The organism is Natrialba magadii ATCC 43099, from assembly GCF_000025625.1.
Classification (GTDB): Archaea; Halobacteriota; Halobacteria; order Halobacteriales; family Natrialbaceae; genus Natrialba; species Natrialba magadii.
This window is the reverse complement of the sequence record NC_013922.1, coordinates 1,525,073-1,549,378: the sequence shown is the minus strand read 5'-3', so window position 1 is coordinate 1,549,378 and position 24,306 is coordinate 1,525,073. Positions and strand designations below refer to the sequence as shown.

The following is a 24,306-nucleotide window of genomic DNA, read 5'->3' as shown; positions in this document are numbered from 1 at the left end:
GACATGATAAGTCTTGATTGGTAACAAAATAGAACTGGTTATAAACTGGTTCCACACCTGTGTATCTGCGGCTTGAGGACCGTATGGAGCGAGAATGTGGAGGTTTTGGTGAGTGTAACCTGCCGATCCAGATTTGCGACGCCATTCACGGTGAGACGGTTTCCTGGAGGACGACGACGTTTCCAACACCCTGTCGTTTCCGTTCGAGTAAGCCTTTCGCCTCGAGGGAGTCGAGCGTCCGCGTGACCGTCGCTTTCGAGAAATCGGTGTTAGCGACGATGTTTCGTTGCTGGATTTCGCCGTCGGCATCGAGGACCATAGAATAAATCTCCCGTTCAGTATTGTCGAGTCGGTCGGTCGTTTCGTTGAACTGAGTTCGATGTTGTTCGACTGGAGAGTTCGTATCGTCCGCAAACTCGAGGTGGACGGATCGTTCTGCACCGTCGGACCCCACGGACGATGCCGCTGATGATGTGGCGGTCGTCGGTTTCGTCAGTATCGTATCGCGTTCCACACTGACGACGAGATACAGCATACTCGCTCCCATAAGCCATGCGGCGACCGTGATAATCCCGACTTCGGTGTAACGAAACTGTTCACCCGCTTCGACGACGTCCGATCCGTTGTCGCCGACCGAGACCACGACTGGTGTCGGATTGATAAGTTGCACCGTGAAAACGAGTGTCGCCGCTAGAAATATGACAGCTGCAAGTAGTTGCCAGCCGGATATATTTCTCATAGACGCCGTATCGATCAAGTCCCTCTAATAGTCTTCGTGAAACGGCGCTACAACTAGTTTCCAACTTGTTTCATACCTGTTTCTCGAAACGTTGATTGACTGTTCCGGTCGATACGTTGGTATGATCGAACCCACTCGCACTACCGTTCTCGGAGTGGCCATTCTGGTAGTGGCAATTGCTGGGACGGGGACAGCGCTTGCAATCGCCAGTTCGGGTGGAGATCACACCGAGATTTCGGTCACGAACGAGCACATGACGCTGTCCCAGGGTGGTGAATCCTACACTGTCAGTGACGATTTATCGAACGTGACGACCGTAGAAATCGTCGAAACCGACGGCGAATATACGATTACGACCGAAGAGCAAGAGCCGATACACGCCGATGACCGCGAACAAGCGATCGAAACTGCAACGAGCAACGATACTGTCCAGCAGTATCTTCACGAACGCGACGACTACGAACTGTCCGTCTCACCGGTCGAACAGGTAGCGCTGTCCCTGAACGAGACCGACGACACCGAGAAGATCGATTTCGAAGTGACGGAATCCACTGATTCCATCGTTGTCACTCGAGATGGTTCGTATCGGACTGACAGAGCAATCGTCGAACTCCGTGGCGTCAACGAACGGACTCCTTCGCACGTCGTCCGGGTCGACCTCGAGGATGAGACGATCGTTTCGATTCACGACGTGTAGTCGACATCTGAACCTGTTGGAAACCAGGCACGACGCCGAAACTGGCCTTGCCCGAATCTCGGTCCCAGTGTGGCCGGCTCGTCACCGAACGTCGGTCACGTACGTCTGCTCGTGGTCCGGAAACACGTCCGTAACCGCAGTCGGCCCGTCTTTCTCGGCGATGAGGTCCCGAAGTTCTGCCTCGTAGTCTGCGCGGTCGATCTCCTCACTTGGACCCACCGTCACGTCGAGGCGATCCTCCACGAGTCGATCGACGGCCGTCCGACCGAAGCCGGACAGCGGCGCGATGTAATCGACGCCGTGGCGGTCCTCGAGGCTCTGGGCCTGTGCGCGCGAGACAGTAGGGACCCGATCGTCGCGCCGGGTACCATCTGCAATCGCATCGAACCGTCCTGCGGCGAGCGTCTCGAGTGCGTGCTGGTGAACGTGCTGGATGCCGTTGCGCGGGAAGCCGTCCTCCCGAATCCGGTCGACGGCCTCGCGGGCTACGTCAGGATCGAGTTCGAGGCGCTCGAACTCGAAGCCGGTGGCGCGGGCGGTTTCGCGGGCGTGTTTCCAGTCGTTGCTAATGCCGAAGTGTGCCGTGGTGAGGGTGACGTCGTAGAACTCGTCGAGGAGAAGCGCGGCGAGCGTCGAGTCTTTCCCTCCGCTGTAGAGCAGTCCGAGGTCCATGCCTGCTCCCACGTTAGCGGCGCTGGATGTCGAAACTCTTCGAGTCGGGCTTGAGTTCCTGCAGGAGCTGTTTCATCTTCTCGTCGTCGATCTTGCCCTGCAGACGGCCGCTGCGGGCGAGACTAATGACCTGGCGTTCGACCTGTTCGCCGAACTGTGGCTTGCTCATCTTGACCGTGTTGAGCCGCTTGCGGGCGTCGTCGGTCAGATGCTGGCGCAGGACGGCCTTCTTCTGGGCTTCCGCCTGCTGGCGGGCGGCTTCCTGTTCTTCGCCCCCTTGCTGGGAATCGGCGCGGTCCTGGAGCTGTTCCATCTTCTTCTGGCGAAGCTCCTCGAGTTTCTCCTCGTCTGGTGAGCCGCTCATAGCTATACGAACAGCTTGTCCTGCAAGGTGGAAAATGATTTCGGACGCGGCCGCTGACGCTGCGTTTGTGCGGTTCGGTGCGGTCCGGTTTCGTTGCGTCTCCCGATCGGACGCAGAGAGACAGCACAGCCGCAGTTCGGAAGCCACAGCGTCGGCTCACAACTTCATCCTGGACTGCAAAAATCTCGATCAGCGTAAACCGTACTTACGCGTAGCGCTCGAGTTCCGGACGGTCGAGGTCTTCGAGGACGTTGCCGGCAGTGTCGTCGAGCAGGCTGCGGCCCTCGGCGGTGATTCGGCGACCCTCACCCTCTGCGGTTTCGACGAGGTCCTCCTCTTCGAGTTGCTGGAGAATCGTTCGGATCAGGTTCTTCGAGCCGTCAGCGCGCTTGTCCGGTGCGACCTGGTAGCGGTTCGAACCGTTCTTGCCGCCGCCGTACTCGGTCGAGAGTCGCTCGACACCGACAGGGCCGCGGTCTGCGACCTTGCGAAGGAGGCTTGCAGCGCGGGTTGCCCAGAAGTCTTCCTGTTCTGGTGGGAGTTCTCGGTCGACGCCGCTCTTTGCAAACTCTCCCCAGTCCGGTTCGTCGAGTCGGTCCGCGAGGTCCTCAGCGAGCGCCTCGATGAGGTCGTCCGCCGGAACGTCATACATCGTAGCCATTGCCGTTTGGTTCCCTGTCGCGGCATTTAAGACCATCGTATCCGATCCGAGCGGGATGTCGGTTCACACGCCCATCGACCGATCCACCGACCACACCCGAAACCCGGACGGTTTTTCGCACTCGAGTAGAAACGAGGCGTATGGACGAACGCGCCGCCCTGGCGCTACTCGCGGACGAACTCGAGTACGCCGGCGACGACGCCGCCGTGGTCGACGACCTCGTGGTGACGACGGATATGCTCCACGAGACGACGGACTTTCCGGCGGGGACGACCCGCTACACAGCCGGCTGGCGCGCCGTCGGGGCCTCGCTCTCGGACGTGGCCGCGATGGGTGCTGAGGCGGTTGCTGCGGTCGCCGCCTACGCTGCTCCCGAGTTCGACGGCGAGGAACTCCTCGCTTTCGTTCGCGGCGCGCGCGATGTCTGTGACCTCGTCGGTGCCGACTACGTCGGCGGCGACCTCGACGGGCACGACGAGTTTACAGTGACGACGACTGCGATCGGTCGCTTTGACGGCCAGCCGGTCCCACGAAGCGGCGCGAACTCGGGCAATCTTCTCTGCGTCACCGGCACCCTCGGCCGCAGCGCCGCCGCACTCGAGTACTTCGGGCAGAACAAGCACGAGCGCGCGAACGAGTTGTTCCAGTTCGAGCCGCGAATCGAGGCTGGGCGCGCGCTGGCACTCCACGCCACGGCGATGATGGACTCGAGTGACGGGCTCGCGCGCTCGCTCCATCAGCTGGGAGAGGCGAGCGGGTGCGGATTCGAAGTCGACGCGTCCCGTGTTCCGATCGCGGAGTCACTGCGCGAGGTCACCGACACTGACGAGGAAGCGCTGGAGCAGGCGACCACGTTCGGGGAGGACTTCGAACTCGTCGCGACGATTCCCGAGGGGGCGTTAGCGGGGGTTCGCGAGGTGACGCCCGTATCGATTTCGGTGCTCGGTTCAGCGGTTCCACGCGAGGACGGAATTACGATGGACGGAGAGGCGCTGCCGGATCGAGGCTTTACGCACGGCTGCGACTAGTTCTGGAGTCGATGATGGAACACTGCGTTTCTACTGGCACACAGTGTCAACAGTAGTCGTCTCACTCGATAATCTCGATCGGCACCGGCATGAAACAGAGCACGCCGAGGACGAACGTAATGAGGCCGAGGACGAATCGGCCAGTCCCGAGCGAGTCGTCACGCACCGGATGGGCGGGCCCGACGGAGGCGAGTACCGCCGTAAACAGCCCCCAGACAGCCCAGATGAGCACCGAGTTCCCGCTGTGCCCGCTGACGTAGTAGAGGTACGCCGCAAGGCCGAACAGAACGCCCGGAACCAGCGCCGCGATCGTCTCCTGGAACCGCCCTGTCATCGCGCGCAGGATGTGCCCGCCATCGAGTTGGCCCACCGGAATCAGGTTCAGGAACGTGACGAACATCCCGACCCAGCCGCCGATGACCACCGGGTTCACCGCTCGTGCCGGATCGTCACGGTACAACGGCTGATCGAAGGCAGCGGCGAGTAACTCGAGTAGCGGTGGGTAGCCGAGCTGGATCTGGATCGCATTGGTATCCTGGACGACGCTATCGGGGGCGACCGTCGGCGGGAGGTGGAGGCCGACGATGGTGACACCGATGGTGGCGATCAGTCCGGCGAGCGGGCCGGCGACGCCGATATCGAACAGGGCCTTACGATCGGGCATTCGGCCTTTCATCTTGATGACCGCGCCCATGGTTCCGATGAGTGTCGGAACGGGGATGAAGTACGGCAGTGAGGCGTCGACCTGATGGTAGCGGCTCATCACGTAGTGGCCCATCTCGTGGACGCCGAGGACACCCAGAATCGCGACGGTGAACGGCCAGGCGCGCCACATCTCTGTCGGATTCGAGATGGGATCGATGTGGTACCACATCGAGCCGGCGAACAGGGTCGAGACGACGGTTGCGAGCAGTAGCAGGATGTTCGTCCATGGAATGCCGTTGATTCCAACACTTGTTGGCTCGGCGACGAGGACGTACTCGCCGTAGCGTGTCGAAAAGCGCGGTTCGTAGCCGTGCGAGCGGAAGACAGGCCACAGCTCTTCCAGTAACTCCTCGGGCGGCTCGAGGGGATCACCGTAGTAGACGAGCTGATCGCCGTCGATGTGGACGTCGTAGACTGCGAACACGGATTCGATGCGCTCGATTGGGGGGCCGTCGACGGTCTGCCCGTTCGTAGCCGTCGCTCGACGTGTTGGATTGGGGCCAGAGTCGGGCTCGGACGAAGCGCGGTCGTCCATCACCAGTGATTCATCACGGGTTCGTATAAATCGACTGCAGTTGGTCAGTTCCTGTTAGCCGCGTCCCATCTTCGGCGGCGGCCTCGTTTTGGGGTTGCCGTTGGCGTTACCGCTGGCACGCACCAGGGTGAGACCGCTGTCGCTGTACTCGTGTCTGGTACGCACATGCGAGAATGGTGACGCGAGCCCGGACCTGGTCGAGGGACCGATCTGGCTCGCGTCTGGGGTGTGTCTGTCGTGGTGGCACGCGACGGATTGGTGGTGTGCCTGTGGGGTGTCTGCAGTCCGAACAGGTGCGGTTGTTCAGTTCCGGGTTCGTACCGTGGATCACGGCGAACGGGTGTAAAGCGGGGACACGCCGGAGGTGGGGACCGAACTCCGAGCGAAACCCGTTCGACCCGGGAACAGGTGGCCGCTGTGTCGACGGGAGATCGACTCAGGCAGGTTCGACGCGCCACGTGGTCGCGCTCGTGTAGGACCATTTCTCAATCTCGAGGTCGTTTGCCGACTCCGAGAGTTTGACCATGAGCGCGCCGATTTCCTTCGGGGACATGCCGACGTCGTCGGCGATGAACTTCCCTTTGAAGTAGAGCTCGCCGTCTTCGGCGCGCTCGCGAAGGTATCGCTTCAGGCGGTGTTCTTTGCTTTCCGTGGAGGGTTGGGCTGTCGTGCTCATCGACATCAACCACTATCTCCGGTAACATGTTATAAAGGGTGGATGGTTAGTGAAATTTCGGTTGCGTTCAGTGTGACGAGTCCGCTGTAACGTTTCACCTTGGTTTACCGATGGGTCGCGAGACTCTCTCAAAATGCTCTAGAAATTTTAAAACGGCTGCTAACGTATTATCTCGTTTCGTTACCGACATCGTAAACCACCTTCAGTACTGATAGATGGGGACGGTATTCTGCTCCTGACTGAACTCGATTCACTGTGGATTCGAACGGTATATACGTGTAATAATGTCCCCTCTTCTCACGAGCGTTCGTGAACCCAGAACTCGTCTTCGAGCGTCACTTCTTTCTTGAACAGGGGCACTTCGTCCTTCAGACGATTGATTCCATCTTCGACGGTCCGAAACGCCTCCTCGCGATGTCCTGCAAGGACGACGACGAAGACGATATCCTCACCGTCCTCGACGACGCCAGTCCGGTGGTAGAGTTCGACTGCAAACACGCCCTCACGCGCCTCGAGTTCCGACTCGAGTGCAGCCATGCGCTCGTCCGCTACGCCCTCGTACTTCTCGAACTCGAGGTACTCCGTCGGCGTGTCGTCTTCGGCGTCCTTCTGCCGGACACGACCCGTAAACGTCGCGATTGCGCCGGCGCGAGGCGCTTGAGGTGACTGTTTGACCTCGGCGACGAGGGACTCGAGTGTCCGGTGTGGCTCGGTGGACTCGAGTGCGGCGGTGAGATCGAGCGTGTTGAGATCGGTTGCGGTGTTTATTGTTGCGAGCGTGTTTTTGATGTGCTCGTGGTCGTGGCCGTGATCGTGATCGTGGCTTTGGCCTTGGCCTTGGTCGTGGTCGCGGTTGCGGCCGCGATTGGCGTCGCGTAATTCGTTGTTGCTGCCATCACTGCTCCTATCGCCACCACCAACGACGAGCGTCGGATACCGCCGCTGGAGCGATGGAACACCGACAACGACGCCGTAGTCGCAGTTGATTGCGAGCTGGTCGACTGCGTCTTGAACGGAGAGTCCGGTGCCAGTTGCGGTCCAGTCGCCGTCAGCACCGAGCCCATACGTGACGTCGCCGCCGATGGTGAGCGTCTCGTGGGTGCCGTCAGCGATCGTCGCGTCGTAGCGGACGACGCCGACGCGGCCAGCCTGTGAGAGTTCGTCGACGGCTCGATCGACGACGCTGTTGAGCGTCGTCTCGTCGACGCCGTGATCGAGGATCCCGAGTACGTGCATGGTCGACATATAGTCCGGTCTGACTTTGTAGCTGTCGCCGCAGCCCAGTTCAGGCGTCCCCCGGCGCTTTGTCCGTTCGCGTCGACGGTCGACTATGGGCCAGCAATCGCCGACTCGAATCGGTTTTACGGGCGACGTAATGCTCGGGCGGCTCGTCGACACCCGTCAGCGGACACGTCGTCGCGCCCCGGATGCTGTCTGGGGCTCCGTCAGCGACCAGCTCCGCGAACTCGACGGACTCGTAATCAATCTCGAGTGCTGTCTCTCGACGCGCGGCCGGCAGTGGCAGCGAACCTATCGACCGTTTCACTTCCGTGCGGACCCCGACTGGGCGATTCCCGCACTCGAGTCCGTCGGCGTCGACGTCTGTGCGCTGGCGAACAATCACGTCCTCGACTACGAGACGATCGCGCTGCGGGACACGCTTGCCACGCTGGACGAGGCGGGCATCGCACACGCGGGTGCTGGTGAGACGATCGACGAGGCACTCGAGCCGGCCGTGCGATCTATCGGCGACTGCGAGATTGCCGTCGTCTCGTTCACCGACAATACGCCGGAGTATGCGGCCGACGAGGAGACGCCCGGCACGGCGTGGATCGAAATCGATGTCGGGGACGAGGAGACGAAACGGCGCGTCCGAGAGGCACTGGACCGCGCGCGCCGATCGAATCCTGACCTCCTCGTCGCGTCCCTTCACTGGGGGCCGAACATGGTTACCGAACCGTCTGCGTCGTTCCGTGAGTTCGGCCGCTGGCTGGTCGAGGAGGGCGTCGACCTCGTCCACGGCCATAGCGCCCACGTCTTCCACGGTATCGAGCTCCACGACGGTCGGCCGATCGTCTACGATGCGGGCGATTTCGTCGACGACTACGCCGTCGATCCGGAGCTACAAAACGACCGGAGCTTCCTGTTCGTGCTTTCGGTGACCGATGTGGGCGAGCCGGTCGAACTTCGGCTTGTCCCGACCGAGATCAGCGAGTGTACTGTCTCGACGGCGAGTGCGGAGGCAGCGACGTGGGCCCGGCAACGGATGCGGTCGCTGTCGGCGCGCTACGGAACGACGTTCGAGCAGGATGGCGCGGATCTGGTCCTCGAACTCGACACTGGGTGAGGGGCTGGTGTGGGCTTGATACGGGCCTGGTGTGGGCCTAATAGGGACTTGACGGGTGCCCAGTGTGGGCCTAATAGGAACCTGATGGAAACCTGGTTGGGGATCTGACGAGTCGGCTGAACCCATCGAAATACCGACGCGTTCGCGGTGCTGGAACCCCACAGTCGCCGCGGAGTTGGCAACCCTTAAGATAGCAACCCGGTTACACCGGGTTAGCATGAAAGTGGTCGTTTCTATCGGCGGCAGCGTGCTCGTCCCGGAGCTCGGGACCGATCGGGTGGCCGAACACGCGGCCGTCGTCGAGGACCTCGTCGCGGACGGCTGTCGTGTCGGCACCGTCGTCGGGGGCGGCGGTGTCGCACGCGAGTACATCGGCGCCGCCCGCGGACTGGGGGCAAACGAGATCGAACTGGACCAGCTCGGCATCGACGTGACGCGCCTGAACGCGCGCCTGCTCATCGCCGCGCTCGGCGAGGACGCCGTCACCGCGCCCGCCGAAGACTACGACGAGGCCGGCGAGGCGCTTCGCCGTGGCGACGTCTCCGTTATGGGCGGCGTTGCACCGGCACAGACGACCGACGCCGTCGGTGCCGCGCTCGCGGAGTACATCGACGCCGACCTGCTCGTCTACGCGACGAGCGTCCCCGGCGTCTACAGCGCCGACCCGAAGGAAGACGACGACGCGACGAAGTACGACGACCTTCGCGCGGACGAACTCGTCGACGTCATCGCCGGACTCGAGATGAACGCCGGTGCGTCTGCACCGGTCGACCTGCTCGCGGCGAAGATCATCGAGCGCTCGGGCATGCGCACGATCGTCCTCGACGGGACGGACCCGGATCGGATCGCGAAGGCAGTTCGCTACGGCGAACACGACGGGACGGACGTGGTTCCCGAGAGTGCGGGCGAGGAACCAACCTACTGGGCACAGGACGAAGATGAGTGAGGACGACCTCGCCGACGGCCGTAGTCCGTACATCCTCCAGCAGGACGACGACGAGATGCGCTATGCCTTCTGGGCAGACACCGTCGCGGACCAGGTCGAAGCGCGCGTCGCCGACCAGCACCCGGACGAGGACGAGCCGGAAATCGTCATCAAGGGCGGCATCTCGCCCTCCGGCGTTCCACACCTCGGCAACGTCAACGAGATCCTGCGAGGCTACTTCGTCGCCGCGGTCCTGCGCGAACGCGGTCACGAGGTCCGGCAGGTCTTCACTGCCGACGACCGCGACCCGCTGCGAAAGCTTCCACGCACACTCTGTGACCTGGATGGAAACCTCGTCGACCTCGGCGATGTCGACGCCGGTGCGCTCGGTCGCAACCTCGGCCACCCATATACCGACATTCCGGACCCCTTCGGCTGCTGTGACTCCTACGGCGACCACTTCTCGACGATTATCCAGGACAGCGCCGACGCCGTCGACGTGCCGATCGACATGGTCTCGACGACAGACCTCTACACGGACGGCACGTTCGACGACGTCACTCGTCACGCGCTGGCAAATCGTGACCGCGCACGGGAAGTCCTCGCCGAGTATCAGGACAAGGTCGACGAGGAGTACATCCCGTTCAACCCGATTTGCGAGGAGTGTGGCAAGGTTACGGAGACGGTGACGGATGTCACGCTGGAGCCGGAAGAGAGCGACCTCCCAACCGTCGACTACCGCTGTACCGACATGGACGCCGGCGACCGCACCATCGACGGCTGTGGTCACGAGGGAACCGCCACCATTCGCGAGGGCAAGATGCCCTGGCGCTTCGAGTGGCCCGGCCAGTGGGGCGTCCTCGGCGTCGACTTCGAACCTTTCGGCAAGGACCACGCCGAAGGCTCCTGGCCGAGCGGCGACGATGTCGCTCGCAACGTCCTCGATATCGAGCCGCCCGTTCCGATGGTCTACGAGTGGTTCACCTTAGACGGCGAGCCGTTCTCCTCCTCCGAAGGGAACGTAATTCTCGTCTCGGACGTACTCGAGTTACTCGAGCCGGAGGTCCTCCGGTACTTCTTTGCGAAGGATCCCTCGCGAGCGCGGGACTTCAGCATCGAACGCCTCGACCAGTTGGTCGACGAGTTCGACCGCTTCGAGGCGACCTACTTCGGCGAAGTTGCGGAGGCGACTGAGGACGAACAGGCCTTCGCTGACCGTGTCTACCCGCTCGTCGTAGAGGAGGTTCGCGAGGAGCGCATCCGTCTCCCCTACACCTTCGCTGCGGTGCTTGGCATGACGGACGATCCGGACCTGCGCGAGGAAATCGCCCGCCGCGAGGGACACATTCCGGACGACGCGCCCGAGTGGGCGGTCGAACAGGCGCTCGCGCGAGTCGAGCGCGCCCGCAACTGGGCGCGCCGAACCGAGAACGAGTTCGATTACGAACTCAAGCGCACCGAGATTCCAGATCACGAGTTCGACGCCGAGACTGAGGACGCCCTCGCCGAACTCGCGGACTTCATCGAGGCGGGTCACGACCCAGAGGAAATCCAGGGCGAAATCTACGAGACGGCAAAGCGCAACGACATCGACACCGGCGAGTTCTTCGGTGCGGGCTACCGGTTGTTCTTCGACGAGGAGCAGGGTCCGAAGCTCGGGCCGTTCCTGGCGAAAGTAGACCAGGAGTTCGTCGTCGCGCGGCTTCGCCGGGAGCGCTAGACGACATTCGACGGTTCTCACCAGCGCTCGACGGGATCCGGGTACGAGCCGACCCCATTCTGGCAGCTCGCTTCTTCACAAACGCGGTGAAAACTATCAGATGTGGTGAGGCAACGCCAGACAAAAGCCCTTTGAGAACACCGCGCTGAATTACTGTCGATGGATTACGGCACGCCAGCTGTCGTCTCGGTTCCCGAACTCTTCGGGTCGGAGCTACTCACGTGGGTCGTCGTGGGGCTCTTGCTCTACTGGGCCGGGATTATCGCACTCCGGAAACTGGATCTGCTCCCCGCATTCGTCGGAGCACAGGGTCCGATTCTTACCTTCCATACGAAACGCGGTCGGGAGTTTCTCGACTGGCTCTCCGGGCCGAAACGGTTCTGGCGGGCGTGGGCGAATATCGGTATCGGGATCGCCGTCGTCGTCATGGCGACGATGTTCGTTTTCCTGTTGCTCGCGGCAGTCGCTGCTCTCACGACGCCACAGCCCACTGGCGGCGTCCAGCAGCCACGGAACGTCCTCGTTATCCCGGGCGTCAATGACTTCCTGCCGCTCTCTGCGACGCCGGGTATCGTTTTCGGCCTGCTCGTCGGTCTCGTCGTCCACGAGGGTGGTCACGGACTGCTCTGTCGCGTCGAGGACATCGACATCAACTCGATGGGAATCGCGATGCTCGCGATCATCCCGTTCGGCGCGTTCGTCGAGCCCGACCAGGAGAGTAGCAAGGACGCCTCCCGTGGCGGCCAGACGCGGATGTTCGCGGCTGGCGTGACGAACAACTTCGCCGTCACGATCATCGCCTTCGCGCTCCTCTTCGGTCCTATTGTCGGCGCGATCGCCGTCGCCCCCGGTGCTGCCGTCGGCGGCGTCGCACCTGGCTCACCCGCCGAAGACGCCGGTATCGAGCCGAACGACCGGATCACCGCCATCGACGGCGACGCAGTAGATGACAACGACGACCTCATGGCGCAACTCGAGTCCGGCGGTGACGAAGTGACCGTCGAACTCGACGGCGAGGAAACAGTCTCTGTCGACCGCTCGTTGCTCGTCACCGCTGCGATCGACGGCGGTCCGGCTGACCTCTCGACCGGCGATCAGATCGTCGCCGTCGACGGCGACGCCGTCGGGACTGAACAGGGCTTCATCGACGCTGTCGGCGATGACCACACCGCGACGCTCACCGTCCAGCCGGCGGACACCGACGAGCAAACCGACACCGAGGTACCGATCGGCGCAGCGGTCGAGGTCGCCGACGGCGAACCGCTCGACGACGCAACCGGCCAGGCCGGAAACGTCGTCATCATCACCACCATCGGCGACGAACGCGTCCACGACTACGCGGGACTCGAGTCCCAGCTCGCAGATGCCGAGCCTGGCGACGAACTGTCCGTCGTGAGTTACGCCGACGGCGAACGCGATGAGGCAGAAGTCACCCTCGGCGAGCACCCACAACAGCCCGGCAGCGCGTTCCTGGGAATCCAGGGCGCGCTGGGAACGTCTGGACTCGAGTTGAACGACCTCGGCGTACAGCTCTACCCCGCAGAAGAGTACCTCGCCGTCCTCGGCGGAGGCGGTGAGAGCAGCTACGGCGCGGTGACGGACACGTTCCTCGGGAAGATCGGTCTCGCACTCCTGTTGCCACTGATCGGCGTTGTCGGGATTCTCCCGTTCAATTTCGCCGGCTTCACCGGCGGTGTGCAGAACTTCTATGAGGTGCAGGGGTCGCTCGCCGCGCTGGGTGACGGGACGATATTCGTCCTCGCGAACCTGCTGTTCTGGACCGGCTGGATCAACGTTCAGCTTGGGTTCTTCAACTGCATTCCGGCGTTCCCGCTCGATGGCGGGCACATCCTTCGGACCAGTACAGAGGCGGTAATCTCCCGACTGCCAATTGAGGCGAACCGTGGGATGGTTCGCATCGTGACCACCTCTGTGGGGCTAACGATGTTGATCAGCTTCCTCGCGATGTTGTTCGCGCAGGGCTGGTTGGCGGGCTGATCGTCACAGCTCGCCGTCACAGCTCGTTGCACGTGTACGCAGTCTTGCTCTTGTCTCTTCGAGTTTGACCGACACCAACACCGCCTCCAGCAACAATTCCGCCCGACGGACGTACTGCTCCACGCCGCCCGCTACTTGCCGTTCGCTACTTGCCGTCCGTCTCGATTCCCCGGCGTTCGTAGAACTCCTCGGGCGTCGCCTCGATGCGCTCGAACTCGGTATCAAAATAGTGCTCGTGGTGTCGGACCACCTGCTCGACGACCCAGCGGCTGAAGTCCTCGTTGAACTGCCACTCGCCCTCTACATCGGGAATTTCGAATCGTTCGTCCGTCGAAAACGCCGCATAGACGTGGAAGAAACCGAGGATCACGTCCGCGAAATCGCGTGCCTTCTCGGTGCTGCTCTCGCGTCGCTCCTCGAGTTCCTCGTAGCCCGAATCGGTGAGTTCGAAGTACTTGCGGTCGGGCTCGTCCTCGCGCTCGATACGCTCGGCCCACCCCTTCTCTTCGAACTTGTAGAGAATCGGATAGACGGAGCCGTAGGATGGTTCCCAGTGACCGCCGCTGATGTCGCGAATCTCTTTGAGAATTTCGTACCCGTACCGAGGCTTCTCCTCGAGTAACTCGAGAACGAGGTAGGCGATGAGTCCCTTCGGCGGTCCACTTTTCCGCATATGACACGAGATTTAAACGGATATACGTAAAGGGTTTCGGTCGCCGGGTTTGGTCGCCGGTTTCGCGGCCGGGTATCGCCTCGGACCGTTTTTGCGCGAACGAAACCCGTTCCTTCTTGGCTTCGCCGCCCCAAGCCGCGCGTATGGAACGACGCCAACCGCCACAGACCGACGAAGGCTGGTACGTCCTGCACGATTTCCGCTCGATCGACTGGGACGCCTGGCGCGACGCCCCCGAACACCGCCGCTCCCGAGCACTCGAGGAAGGTATCGATTATCTTACGGCCGCAAACGACGTTGCAGACGCCGAGGAGGGTGACTCTGCAGTGTTCTCCGTACTCGGCCACAAGGCTGACCTGCTGCTCCTGCACCTCCGTCCGACGCTCGCAGCGCTTGATACACTCGAGCGCCAGTTTGAGCAGACTGCGCTCGCCGAGTTCACCGAGCGCGCAGACTCGTATCTCTCCGTGACCGAGGTCTCAGGCTACATGTCCCAGGAGTACTTCGAGGAGGACGGCGAGATCGAGGACACTGGCACGAAGCGCTATATCGAGTCCCGCCTGAAGCCGACGATTCCGGACAGCGAGTTCGTCAGCTTCTATCCGATGGACAAGCGCCGCGGCCCGGAGCACAACTGGTATGACCTGCCGTTCGACGAGCGTGCAGACCACCTCTCGAGTCACGGCGAACTCGGTCGGAACTACGCCGGGCGCGTGACCCAGATCATCTCGGGAAGTGTGGGCCTGGATGACTTCGAGTGGGGTGTGACCCTCTTTGCGGACGACCCAACGGACGTGAAGGAACTGCTCACCGAGATGCGCTTCGATCCCTCGAGTTCAGCTTTCGCCGAGTTCGGTCGATTCCTCTCGGCGCGGCGGTTCCCGCCGGCAAACCTGGGTGCGTTCCTTGCGGGTGAGGAGGTCCCGCAGGAACAGACGTCCGGTCATCAGCATGCAGGTGGGCATGGGCATGGGAATGGGAATGGCCACGGCCATGGTAGCGACTCGAGTGGCCACCACCACGGTGATAGCGGCCACGGCCACGGCCACGGCCACGGCTCCGGCGATCCGCACGATGACGCCGGCGCCGACGAGGACGATGAGAGCGTCCGAAGCGAACTCGAGGAACTCGGCGTCTACGCGGGCCAGCCACATGGCGAGGATGTCCACGCGGTCGTGCTCTACTCCGCGGCCGACGCAGGCGAACTCTTCGAGGAGGTTGAGGGGCTACGGACGAACTTCGATCACTACGATACGCACGTGAAAACGGCCGTCTACGAGCCCCAGAACGACGACTCCGACGCGGAAACCGCGGTCGTCAGCCTCTGGGAGACAGACCGTGCGGCAAACACGGCGGCCGGCTTTCTCGCTGACCTGCCGGATATCGTTCGCCAGGCTGGTGACGACGAGGACGATTCCTGGGGCACGATGGGGATGTTCTACACCGTCAAGCCCGAGCACCGTGGGGACTTCATCGGCGTCTTCGACGATGCAGCGTCGATTCTCGCGGAGATGGACGGTCACCGCAAGTCCGACCTGCTCGTGAACCGTGAGGACGAGAACGACATGTTCATCGCCAGTCGCTGGGACTCCCGCGAGGACGCCATGCAGTTCTTCCGTAGCGACGAGTTCGCAGAGACCGTCGAGTTCGGTCGCGACGTGCTCGCGGACCGACCGCGACACGTCTTCCTGGCCTGAGTGACGCGCGCTTTTCCAGACATATTGCCGTCTCGGCGATGATCAGTAAGTGGATAGACGCGGTTGATGGATCGGTCGTGACAGACGACTGCTCGCTATCGCTAGATCGCGCCGTCGCTCCCGTCGTAAAAGAAATAGCCGGCGATACCTGCCAGACCGAGTGCGAGCGTGATGTACGGCCAGTTTCCGGCTGATTGGTCAGTCAGACGGGCGTGTGCGGCGACGAATATCGCAAAGCCGACGTGTGCGACCGCCGTCGCGAGCAGGAACGCTGCGAGATCCATTATCTGTATGCTTCGACGTGAGCCAAATAGCGATTTCGAACTTGGATTCGGATTCGCTCGGCACGTCCGCTCACGGTGACTGCCCTCAATTTCACGATGGCGTGCAAACGGCTTGCGAATTCACAGAGACTTCCCGACGCGACAGAACGGGGACGGATCGTCATCGCACCGACTGTGTGCTGTGTGGGGCAAGCGGGTCGACGATACCCGGAGAACGCTACGTGTCCGGAACAGCGAGTGGAGTGTCTCTCAGAAACGGTTTGTCGAGGTGCGCCTCTGGCGCACCCACAGTAAATCGGTTGTTAGAAGTCGTGGTCCGGGTCGTCTTCGACCGAGCGCTTCAGCGAATCGCGACGAGCCTTGGCGTCACGGCCGGTCGCCTCGAGCAGGAAGTCGTTCTTTGCGTCGACGGCCTCGCCTGCGGCCTCGAGTTCGTCCGGACCGAGTTCGGTCGGGTCGCGCTCGTGGAATTCGACGGCGAGTTTATCCTTCTTGCCGGAGTACTCGACGGTACCGACGACGATTTTCTCGAAGACGGGGTTGTCGGGTTCGCCGATGACGAAGAGGTCGCTGCCCTTGAACTCCTGCGTTTCGGTAATTGGACCGAAGTAGTCCACGACGGTCGACTCCATGTCGGGGATTCGCTCCTCGAGATATTCACCGCGACGCATCTTGTACTCCTTCATGGCTTGGAGATACACGGCGGAGTGTTTACCTCTTTTCATAGCCGACGTTATTGGTGCCCAACAGGTCGCGCGAACACGAAGTGGGCGTTCCCACACGTGCTCACAGACGGTGTCTTTTCGCAGCCATCTCGGCGGCCAGCAGACGCCTCGGACGGTCTGCTGTCGGATAGTACGCTGTCCGTACGTGATGCGCCAGTCCGACCTCGTGAGAAAAATAAAACCGACGGCGTGCATTGCCCGTCATCGATTCCGAGAGTGAAACTGCAGCAAGCGATGAACGCGATTGTCGGTTACTGTCTGGCCCGTTCGCCGAGGTATCCCTTCCGACACTCCGGACAGATATCGCCTGCCCGAAGCGAGCCGCGGTCGCTGCTCACGACGAACTCACAGCGTGGACAGTAGAACTCGCTCGGCACGTCGTCGTCTGGATGGGTAGCGTCGCCGGGGGCGGGGGCGTCTCCGACGCGTTCGATGCCGCTCCCTGTTTCGGCCATCTCGGCCTCCGCTTCAGCTGCAGCGGCGGTCGTGTCACCGCCACCAGTATCGGTACCTGTTCCGGCCGTCGCCCCAAACCCGGTCGCGTTCGATTCGCTCACTGGCTCATCGCGCTGCCCGGCATCCTGCGATCCACCGAACTGTTCGTGGTCAGTGGCGTCGACGGTCGCTGTTCTGGCATCGGCTGCCGAGTCATCTTCGTAGGCCGTCGAGTCGTGTTCGAGAACGACTGCATCGTCATCGACCTGCTCGCCCGTGTCGGGCCACTCTTCGTGTTCGGTATCTGTTTCCTCGTCGACTGGCGGGCCGACGTCGTCGGAGTCTGGCCACTCGCCGTGCTCGCGGTCGCTGTCGCCACCCGCGCTGGCGTGTGCTGGCTCGTCCTCGAGTATCTCGCCGTCGTCGGTGACTGGGTTGCCGTCCTCGTCCGTCGGGACGTTGAGTTCGTCCGCACCGTCAGAGGCGGGTGCGGTCTCGGCGTCAGTGGCGGCGGTATCTGCGGCGTGTGACTCGACGTCATTGTGTGCACGCGTAGGCTCAGTTTCACCGTCACCATCACCGTCACTGACACCATCACCATCGTCACCGCCATCACCGTCGATGATCGTCGCGTCGTCGGTAATTGCGTCGTCCGCCTCGACTGTCGTCGCGTCAGCGGGTTCTTCTGTTGTGCCTTGCTCGGCCGCAGTCGAGTCCGTGGGGGACGTCGGCGTGGACGTGGCTGTCGATACGTCGTCGTGGGGCAGGTCGGCGTCTTGCGTCGCAGTCGTCTCAGCGGTGTCAGCTGTGGCAGCTGCGTCAGCAACCGCGTCCGACTCAGTCGCCGGTGCGGCCGAGAGACTCGTTACCTCAGTGTTCTCACTGATGACGTGTCTGTCACCACAGCGGACACACTCTTCGTACTCCTGGACGGTGACGACGACCTCACTGCCCCGTTCTTCGCGCTCGCGGTCGACCTCGGATTCCCCGTAGTCGTGCCCGAGCAGCGAACATCGCAGGACCATTGTCCCATCGTACCGAGCCTGGCCATAAAAAACGTACCGCCTGGAACGTCCTAACATATGATATGTAATAGAACAGATGTGATCGGGCGTTTATCTCGCGTTTACACTCTCACACCCGCGAAACACTCACGACACTCATAGAACGCAGGGATCTCTCGGCACTCATGACACCGACAAAACACATCGGGTCCATGGGTCGACGTCGCTCCAGTACCGCGGTGCAGGCCAACCTGAGGCGAGTAGCACCCGATGGCCAACGACTCGCGACCGGTTCGGGAACGACAAACGTCAAATCCCGGGTCGTCGAAGAGACATATCGATGAAAGCAAAGCCGGAGTATCGGAACCGGGAACGGACCCAGGTGGCGGTCCTCGACGAACTCGTCGACCGCGCCGACGACGGCATGTCCGTCCTCGAGCTCCGGGCCGCGGTTGAAGCCGAGATCGACGATCTCGAGGAGGCCCTCTCGACGTTGAAAGAAGACCACCTCATCGTCGTCGAAACGGACGGCAGCGAGACGGTAATTAAACCCGACGAGCGTGTGATCCCCGACGACCCCGTTGAAGAGGACGGCGAGCAGTCGATCGGCGACTGGCTTCGGGATCGCTTCCCCTTCTGAGACGCCAACGCCGCGCGTACTCCTCTCGGACCACCGTTCGAACCATCGAATCGAAACGCCTGTGGGTCCCTGGCCCTTCCACAGCAACATGAGCGTTATCTCGTCCATTCACGAGGACCACGGGGCGACGTTCGGCGAGCGCGCCGGCCGAACCATCGTCGAACACTACGGCCGCCCGGAGCGCACCCACCGCGCGGTCCGCAACGGCGTCGGGCTCATCGAACTGGCCTACGGCGTGATCACCGTCACGGGAGAGGACCGACGGGACTACGTCGACAACGTGGTCTCGAACCACGTCCCTGAAACCGACGGACAGGGCTGTTACGCGCTGGTACTCGGCCCACAGGGGCGTATCGAAGTCGAACTCTACATCTACAACGCAGGCGAGCGGATCCTGCTATTCACGCCGCCGGGCGAGGCCAAAGAGCTGGCCGCTGACTGGTCCGAGAAGGTGTTCATCCAGGACGTCGAGATCGACGTTGCAACCGACGAGTTCGCCATCTTCGGTATCCACGGCCCGCAGGCCACGGAGAAGGTCGCGTCCGTGCTCAACGGCGCAGCATCGCCCGACGAGCGCTACAGCTTCGTCCGCGGAACGATGGGTGACGCCGGCGTCTCCGTCATCCGAACCGACGCGCTGACCGGCGAGGAAACGTACGAGGTCATCTGCGGAATCGACGACGTCGAAGCAGTGTACGACGTCCTCCTCAACCAGGGACTCAACGCCGCCCCATTCGGCTACCGGACGCGCGACAGCCTCGCACTCGAGTCCGGGTCGGCGCTGTTCGAGACCGAACTCGAGGGAACCGTGCCGAACGTGCTCGGTCTCACAACAGCGCTCGATTTCGAGAAGGGCTGTTACGTCGGCCAGGAGGTTGTCTCGCGGGTCGAGAACCGTGGCCAGCCGAGCCGGCGGTTGATTGGGTTGACGATTGAGGTGGATGCTGCGTCTGAACCTGAGGCCGAGGCAGAACCCGAATCCCACACTGACGCAGACGCCGCCGAACTCGTCCCCAACCCCGGCGCAGCCGTCTTTGACGGCGACGCCTCCGTCGGCGAAATCTCCCGCGCCGGGCTGAGCCCACTGCTGGAGACGCCCATCGCACTGGCGCTACTCGAGTACGACCACGAGGGCGAGTCGTTCACGGTTCGAGTTGGCGGCGAGGAGGTGCCGGCGACGCGGACCGAGTTGCCGTTCGTCGAGGGTTCGGATGTGTCGGATCGGTTGCCGGACTACTCGTAGTTCCGTAGTTCCGTAGTTCCGTAGTTCCGTAGTTCCGTAGTTCCGTAGTTCCGTAGTTCCGTAGTTCCGTAGTTGCGCTTCTGAGGCATCTTCTCGTTGCTTCGTTGCTCTGTGTCTCTCCCGATTGCTTACCCCAGTTGTTTAGTCGACTGTCTCTCGCACCTCCGAAAGCGTCTCATATGCACGTGTCTGCATCCAGTCGCCGATCTCTTCGCGCTTGTCCGGGTCGACGTTCTGTTGGAGATAGAGTGATTCGAGGAACGCAACCCAGTTGAGCAGTCTGTACAGTGGGCGTCGCTCCTCGAACCCATTGGGAAGCGGTCGGACAGATTCGTATCCGTCCTGGAACGCCCGCGTAACAGTTTCGTCAACGGCATCGGACGCTTCGAAGTACGGCATCACTGTCCGCCAGTAGTCGTACGCCGCCGGTGCAACGAGTGCGTGTTCGAAATCGATCGCGATGCACCCACCCTCACTCGTTCGGCTGAGATGTTCAGGGTGAATGTCGCCGTGACAGAGCACTGGCTCACCGACTCCATCGAAAACACAGGGATGATCCCGGAAGAACGCTTCAACAGCATCGGCAACGTCTGCGTACCCCTTCGTCGCGAGGTACTGGCGATGATGTCTACTGCGTTCGATGACAGCGTCAGTCCAGGTGTCATGGGCTGCAAGCGACAGACTCGTGCCATCGTTTCGGGGCTGGCCAAATCCATCGAACGCACCGGCAGTGTCACCGTGGAGCGTGGCCATCCAGACACCTGCAGCGTGTGCCCAGCCGGGATCTATCTGTGTCGCTTCGCGCACAATCTCGTCACGACAGACTGTAATATAGTGGTCAGACCCAACAGCGATCACTTCGGGAACGGACGCTGTTGTCTCCGTTGCGACGTACTCGTGAACACGACCTTCGTCGGCTGCGTGTCCTCGTCGGTGATCGTCGACTTTCACCACTGCACGTTGCGTATCAAGCTCGACTTCGTAGACACGGTACGGCGGAACGTCGTGTAGTTCACGGATGACGCTACTTGCAGTACTATACTGTGCGACTATCTTCTCAATCTGGTCGTCCATAGCTGAAAGCCGCTACCGGGCGGCGACCGGCTGGAGTCTCAGTCCTGCTGCTCCAGCCACGAGAAGATAGCTGCTACTTCCCCCGGCTACCACTTGAATAGATCGGTCCGCCTACTACTGACAGCCAGAGGCGGTTTGAGCAAGTCTTGTCTGTCCGTGCTGAGCAGAAGCAGGTAGTACTATAGTTACCACTGCAAGTCACTGCACACCTGATCGCACGACGAGCGCTCGGTTCGGAGCGAGCGCGGTTCGGAGCGAGCGCGGTTCGGAGCGAGCGCGGTTCGGAGCGAGCGCGGTTCGGAGCGAGCGCGGTTCGGAGCGAGCGCGGTTCGGAGCGAGCGCGGTTCGGAGCGAGCGCGGTTCGGAGCGAGCGCGGTTCGGAGCGAGCGCGGTTCGGAGCGAGCGCGGTTCGGAACGAACGAAGTGAGTGAGAACCGCGGACGACGAGCGGGGAACAGTGTGACCCGCGAGCGAACGAAGTGAGTGAGAACCGCGGACGACGAGCGGGGAACAGTGTGACCCGCGAGCGAACGAAGTGAGTGAGAACCGCGGACGACGAGCGGGGAACAGTGTGACCCGCGAGCGAACGAAGTGAGTGAGAACCGCGGACGACGAGCGGGGAACAGTGTGACCCGCGAGCGAACGAAGTGAGTGAGAACCGCGACACAGCGAACGGGGAACAACGTGACCCGTGAGTGGGCTGTGCGATCAGTGTGTAACTAGTTGCAGTTGTTACTATATTCTCGCGACTGGAACTGGCCGGGCACACGCTTACGGAACCCGCCACTGGCGCCACGCACATGACCTTCGAGAACACTGACTTCACCGACCTCGCAGACCGCGTCCGCACACAGTCCGCCGACGCTCCCGGCTCCGACACCGAACGCGTGACGATCCGGTCACTCGAGTCCCTCGACACTGACGCGCTGGCCGACCTTCTTGAAATGGCCGAGACCGAGCACGACCGGCCCGCCGATCTCGTGTTCGTCCTCCCCCAGCCGCCGACCGATCTCGCGGCGGACGCGTCACCGGAGGCACTCGAGGACGCCCTCGGTCGAACGGTACGGGTGGAAGAGGAGTTACCGGACGATACCGTGTTATTGCTCACTCCTGATGCCGTCGACGGGATGGAGCTAGTCGAGCCACGGTCGATTACCTGTGGACTCGTCGGCCGGGCCGCCGACGCATGATGCAGAGACAGACACGACTCACGACGGCCGGTACCGCCGACTCACGGCCTTCCAGCGCCCGCGCCTGAACAGCGCGTAGTTGATTCCGCCCGGAACGAACGTCTCGAGTAACAGCGCGAGGTAGAGCGCGACGACGCCAAGTGGAGTGGCGACGCCGAATGGAGTGGCGATGCCAAGCAGTGCCACTGGCAGCGCGAAGACGTAGCGGCCGACCAGCGAGGCGACGAACGGGAGACGAGTGTCGCCCGCACCGAGTAGCGCGCCCGCTGCCGCGCCGTCGATGCCAAAGCCGATCGCACTCACCGCGCCGACGGCGACGAACACCGCTGCAGCCTCGATTGCACCCGCATCCTCGACGAACACGCTCGCGATCGGCTCTGCGAACGCGATCACGAGCACTGCAATCGCGACGTAGAGTACGGTAGAGAGTCGGATGATCGACGCGCCGTAGGCACCCGCCTCGTCCTCGTCGCCTGCACCGAGGTGCTGGCCGACGAGCGAGCTCGCAGCCAACGAGAGTCCCCAGTTCACGCTGTTGATCAGGCTCCGGACGCGACGGCCGACCTCGAGTGCAGTGACGATGACGGGACCGAAGCTGCCGGCGATCCAGAGGAGTGGGAAAACGACTACGCCACCCGCGAGTCGACGGCCGATTTCGGGCGTCGAGATTTCGATGAGTTCACGGACGACGCTGAGGTCGAACCACGGTCCACGCAGGCTGATCGGAACCGGACTCGGCTCCATGCCGAGTCGGCCGTACGAGCGGCCGGTCATTCCCCAGGCGAGGACGACCGTCACGAAGCCGGTCGAGAGACTCGTCCCGATTGCTGCGCCCGCGACGCCGAGGTCGAAGCCGAAGATCAGCAGGCCGCTCAGGAGGATGTTGAGGACCGCGCCGCCCGCGCGGGCGACCATCTCGGTGAAGGTGTCGCCGACGCCGGTGTAGGTCCGGCTGGCGATCAGATTACAGAGTTCGAACAGGACAGCGGGCGCGACGAAGACGAGGTAGGTGCTGCCGTGCTCGATGGCCTCCGGGTTCGAGCCGAGTAGTCCGATCAGGGGCGCAGCGGCGAGGAGAAAGACGGCTATGAGCGGGAGCGCGAAGACGACGGCAAGCAGGACGCTCTGGGTGACGACGAGCGAGGCACGCTCGGTCGCCTCGCCCCCGTAGTTTTGGGAGACGAGCGAGACGGTGCCGCTTGCGAGCCCGAGTCCGAGCATCGTGACGAGTTCCCAGTACGCGAGCGCATAGGCCATTCCGGCGGTGCCGGTGACGCCGACTGCCAGCCCGACCATCGCCAGGTCGGCCGTCTGTTTCGACATGATCGCGAAGCCGGTGACGATGCGGGGCCACGCGAGGTCCATCGTCGGGCGAAAACGCTCGGCACTGATGATTCCGAGGCGTTCGAGCACGCTCGCGACGAACGCGACGACGCCGGCGTATCGCCCTGCCATCGAGTGGTCGTTTTGGGACTGCTCCCTTCGGTCTATCGTTTGACGACTCGGTTGCCGGTTACCGGTTGCGTCCGCGCTCCTGGGACTGGACCAGTCCCCACAGTGCAGGAGTGCGGACCGCAACTGCTCGAACGTGCCAGTAAAACAGACATTTAATACCGTCCAGTCGCACTGTCGCAGTATGCAGCCGCCCTCCTCGCGTCTCGCTGCTGTCGCCGCGGTCGCTGCCGTCGCCGCCACCGGTACAGTTGCCGCCACGACACCGGTTCTCGCACAACAAGGCCCGGACGCCGCACAGGTCGGCGCAGAGACGATTTTCTCCTCGCTCTTCCCCGAGAACGTTCGACTCGCGATCGTGACGCTACTCGTCGGTGGCGGACTGGTCGCGTTCGCGCCCGACACAACCCGGGCACTGACCGGTCTCGCCCGCAAACGTCCGGGCTTTGCGTTCGTCTACGGACTGCTCAGTATCGTCCTCGTCATCGCTATCGGCTACATGGCCGCACTGCCACTCATCGGCTGGGCGTCGGTTCCGCTGCTCGTCCTCTATCTCGTCGTCGCACTCTGTGGTAGCGCCCTTGGGTTTCTGGCAGTCGGCCGACTCGTCACCGACAGCCAGCCGGTTGCCCTCGCAATTGCGGTCGTTGCCGCAGCGAGCACCGCGTTCGTCCCCACTGTCGGGCCAGCAGTCGCGTTCGTCGTGACTCACGTCGGAATCGGTGCGATTGCGATGGATCTGGCCGGTATCGGAACGCCGGCAGCGCCCGCCCCGCGGGAAAAGCAGACTCCGACGGAGTCGCCCTGATCAGACAGGTGGTC

The 24,306-nt window shown here is 62.5% G+C and carries 24 protein-coding genes; 11 read left to right on the top strand and 13 right to left on the bottom strand.

All coding sequences use genetic code 11. The features are described 5' to 3' along the window. Nucleotides 1-145: 145 nt before the first annotated feature. Nucleotides 146-739 carry a helix-turn-helix transcriptional regulator gene (locus tag NMAG_RS07295; protein WP_012996532.1) on the bottom strand — a complete coding sequence of 198 codons (594 nt, stop codon included), beginning with the start codon at nucleotides 737-739 and terminating at the stop codon, nucleotides 146-148. Between the two features lie 121 nt (nucleotides 740-860). Here NMAG_RS07295 and NMAG_RS07290 point away from each other — a divergent pair, with 121 nt between their 5' ends. Next, nucleotides 861-1,436, top strand: coding sequence for a hypothetical protein (locus NMAG_RS07290; RefSeq protein ID WP_004217350.1), 576 nt, complete (start codon nucleotides 861-863; stop codon nucleotides 1,434-1,436). An 81-nt stretch (nucleotides 1,437-1,517) separates the two neighbouring features. Here the strand turns inward: NMAG_RS07290 and NMAG_RS07285 are convergent, their stop codons facing one another. The 3 genes from NMAG_RS07285 to NMAG_RS07275 form a co-directional block, all read right to left on the bottom strand. After that, a complete protein-coding gene (locus NMAG_RS07285) occupies nucleotides 1,518-2,108 on the bottom strand; it encodes an alpha hydrolase (protein WP_004217349.1) in 591 nt (196 codons plus the stop codon). A gap of 13 nt (nucleotides 2,109-2,121) precedes the next feature. After that, nucleotides 2,122-2,472 (bottom strand): DNA-binding protein, encoded by a 351-nt coding sequence (locus NMAG_RS07280; RefSeq protein WP_004217347.1) that lies wholly within the window; start codon nucleotides 2,470-2,472, stop codon nucleotides 2,122-2,124. Between the two features lie 205 nt (nucleotides 2,473-2,677). After that, nucleotides 2,678-3,133, bottom strand: a complete 456-nt coding sequence (locus NMAG_RS07275; RefSeq protein ID WP_004217345.1) for a 30S ribosomal protein S19e — start codon at nucleotides 3,131-3,133, stop codon at nucleotides 2,678-2,680. A gap of 140 nt (nucleotides 3,134-3,273) precedes the next feature. Here NMAG_RS07275 and thiL point away from each other — a divergent pair, with 140 nt between their 5' ends. After that, nucleotides 3,274-4,161 carry a thiamine-phosphate kinase gene (gene thiL / locus NMAG_RS07270; RefSeq protein WP_004217342.1) on the top strand — a complete coding sequence of 296 codons (888 nt, stop codon included), beginning with the start codon at nucleotides 3,274-3,276 and terminating at the stop codon, nucleotides 4,159-4,161. Between the two features lie 61 nt (nucleotides 4,162-4,222). On the opposite strand, the gene NMAG_RS07265 is transcribed toward thiL, so the two are convergent. The 3 genes from NMAG_RS07265 to NMAG_RS07255 form a co-directional block, all read right to left on the bottom strand. Further along, nucleotides 4,223-5,401 carry a site-2 protease family protein gene (locus NMAG_RS07265; protein ID WP_004217339.1) on the bottom strand — a complete coding sequence of 393 codons (1,179 nt, stop codon included), beginning with the start codon at nucleotides 5,399-5,401 and terminating at the stop codon, nucleotides 4,223-4,225. A 436-nt stretch (nucleotides 5,402-5,837) separates the two neighbouring features. Continuing rightward, nucleotides 5,838-6,083 carry a DUF7123 family protein gene (locus NMAG_RS07260; protein WP_004217338.1) on the bottom strand — a complete coding sequence of 82 codons (246 nt, stop codon included), beginning with the start codon at nucleotides 6,081-6,083 and terminating at the stop codon, nucleotides 5,838-5,840. Between the two features lie 291 nt (nucleotides 6,084-6,374). Beyond that, nucleotides 6,375-7,313, bottom strand: coding sequence for a molybdopterin synthase (locus tag NMAG_RS07255; RefSeq protein WP_012996531.1), 939 nt, complete (start codon nucleotides 7,311-7,313; stop codon nucleotides 6,375-6,377). Nucleotides 7,314-7,407: 94 nt separating this feature from the next. Here NMAG_RS07255 and NMAG_RS07250 point away from each other — a divergent pair, with 94 nt between their 5' ends. The 4 genes from NMAG_RS07250 (at nucleotide 7,408) to NMAG_RS07235 (ending at nucleotide 13,067) form a co-directional block, all read left to right on the top strand. After that, complete coding sequence (locus tag NMAG_RS07250; RefSeq protein ID WP_004217336.1) at nucleotides 7,408-8,424, top strand: CapA family protein; 1,017 nt, start codon at nucleotides 7,408-7,410, stop codon at nucleotides 8,422-8,424. Between the two features lie 217 nt (nucleotides 8,425-8,641). Beyond that, nucleotides 8,642-9,370, top strand: coding sequence for a UMP kinase (gene pyrH / locus NMAG_RS07245; protein WP_004217334.1), 729 nt, complete (start codon nucleotides 8,642-8,644; stop codon nucleotides 9,368-9,370). Beyond that, nucleotides 9,363-11,069 (top strand): lysine--tRNA ligase, encoded by a 1,707-nt coding sequence (lysS, locus tag NMAG_RS07240; RefSeq protein ID WP_004217332.1) that lies wholly within the window; start codon nucleotides 9,363-9,365, stop codon nucleotides 11,067-11,069. Before pyrH ends, lysS begins: the two co-directional genes overlap by 8 nt. Nucleotides 11,070-11,228: 159 nt before the next feature. After that, a complete protein-coding gene (locus NMAG_RS07235) occupies nucleotides 11,229-13,067 on the top strand; it encodes a site-2 protease family protein (RefSeq protein WP_004217330.1) in 1,839 nt (612 codons plus the stop codon). Between the two features lie 145 nt (nucleotides 13,068-13,212). Here the strand turns inward: NMAG_RS07235 and NMAG_RS07230 are convergent, their stop codons facing one another. Continuing rightward, nucleotides 13,213-13,740, bottom strand: a complete 528-nt coding sequence (locus NMAG_RS07230) for a PadR family transcriptional regulator (protein WP_004217329.1) — start codon at nucleotides 13,738-13,740, stop codon at nucleotides 13,213-13,215. A 143-nt stretch (nucleotides 13,741-13,883) separates the two neighbouring features. Between NMAG_RS07230 and NMAG_RS07225 the strand changes: the two genes are divergently transcribed. After that, on the top strand, nucleotides 13,884-15,437 hold the full coding sequence (locus tag NMAG_RS07225) for a heme-binding protein (RefSeq protein ID WP_004217328.1): 1,554 nt from the start codon (nucleotides 13,884-13,886) through the stop codon (nucleotides 15,435-15,437). 101 nt (nucleotides 15,438-15,538) lie between these two features. Here NMAG_RS07225 and NMAG_RS07220 read toward each other — a convergent pair whose 3' ends face one another. The 3 genes from NMAG_RS07220 to NMAG_RS07210 form a co-directional block, all read right to left on the bottom strand. Continuing rightward, nucleotides 15,539-15,721 carry a hypothetical protein gene (locus tag NMAG_RS07220; protein ID WP_004217327.1) on the bottom strand — a complete coding sequence of 61 codons (183 nt, stop codon included), beginning with the start codon at nucleotides 15,719-15,721 and terminating at the stop codon, nucleotides 15,539-15,541. 302 nt (nucleotides 15,722-16,023) lie between these two features. Further along, nucleotides 16,024-16,407: a DUF5611 family protein gene (locus NMAG_RS07215; RefSeq protein WP_004217325.1), complete on the bottom strand. Its 384-nt coding sequence runs from the start codon at nucleotides 16,405-16,407 to the stop codon at nucleotides 16,024-16,026. Between the two features lie 290 nt (nucleotides 16,408-16,697). Continuing rightward, a complete protein-coding gene (locus NMAG_RS07210) occupies nucleotides 16,698-17,906 on the bottom strand; it encodes a DUF7093 family protein (RefSeq protein WP_004217323.1) in 1,209 nt (402 codons plus the stop codon). A gap of 319 nt (nucleotides 17,907-18,225) precedes the next feature. On the opposite strand from NMAG_RS07210, the gene NMAG_RS07205 reads away from it, so the two are divergent. Both NMAG_RS07205 and ygfZ read left to right on the top strand, forming a co-directional pair. After that, complete coding sequence (locus NMAG_RS07205; RefSeq protein WP_004217320.1) at nucleotides 18,226-18,525, top strand: DUF6432 family protein; 300 nt, start codon at nucleotides 18,226-18,228, stop codon at nucleotides 18,523-18,525. An 88-nt stretch (nucleotides 18,526-18,613) separates the two neighbouring features. Beyond that, nucleotides 18,614-19,768: a CAF17-like 4Fe-4S cluster assembly/insertion protein YgfZ gene (gene ygfZ / locus NMAG_RS07200; protein ID WP_004217318.1), complete on the top strand. Its 1,155-nt coding sequence runs from the start codon at nucleotides 18,614-18,616 to the stop codon at nucleotides 19,766-19,768. 141 nt (nucleotides 19,769-19,909) lie between these two features. Here the strand turns inward: ygfZ and NMAG_RS07195 are convergent, their stop codons facing one another. Next, complete coding sequence (locus NMAG_RS07195) at nucleotides 19,910-20,842, bottom strand: phosphotransferase (protein ID WP_004217317.1); 933 nt, start codon at nucleotides 20,840-20,842, stop codon at nucleotides 19,910-19,912. A gap of 800 nt (nucleotides 20,843-21,642) precedes the next feature. On the opposite strand from NMAG_RS07195, the gene NMAG_RS07185 reads away from it, so the two are divergent. Next, nucleotides 21,643-22,032, top strand: coding sequence for a hypothetical protein (locus NMAG_RS07185; protein ID WP_004217312.1), 390 nt, complete (start codon nucleotides 21,643-21,645; stop codon nucleotides 22,030-22,032). Nucleotides 22,033-22,050: 18 nt separating this feature from the next. Here the strand turns inward: NMAG_RS07185 and NMAG_RS07180 are convergent, their stop codons facing one another. After that, nucleotides 22,051-23,487, bottom strand: coding sequence for an MATE family efflux transporter (locus NMAG_RS07180; RefSeq protein WP_004217311.1), 1,437 nt, complete (start codon nucleotides 23,485-23,487; stop codon nucleotides 22,051-22,053). Nucleotides 23,488-23,668: 181 nt separating this feature from the next. On the opposite strand from NMAG_RS07180, the gene NMAG_RS07175 reads away from it, so the two are divergent. Beyond that, the gene (locus NMAG_RS07175) at nucleotides 23,669-24,292 is read left to right on the top strand and encodes a hypothetical protein (protein WP_004217309.1); all 624 of its coding nucleotides are present in this window, start codon (nucleotides 23,669-23,671) and stop codon (nucleotides 24,290-24,292) included. Nucleotides 24,293-24,306 lie beyond the last annotated feature (14 nt).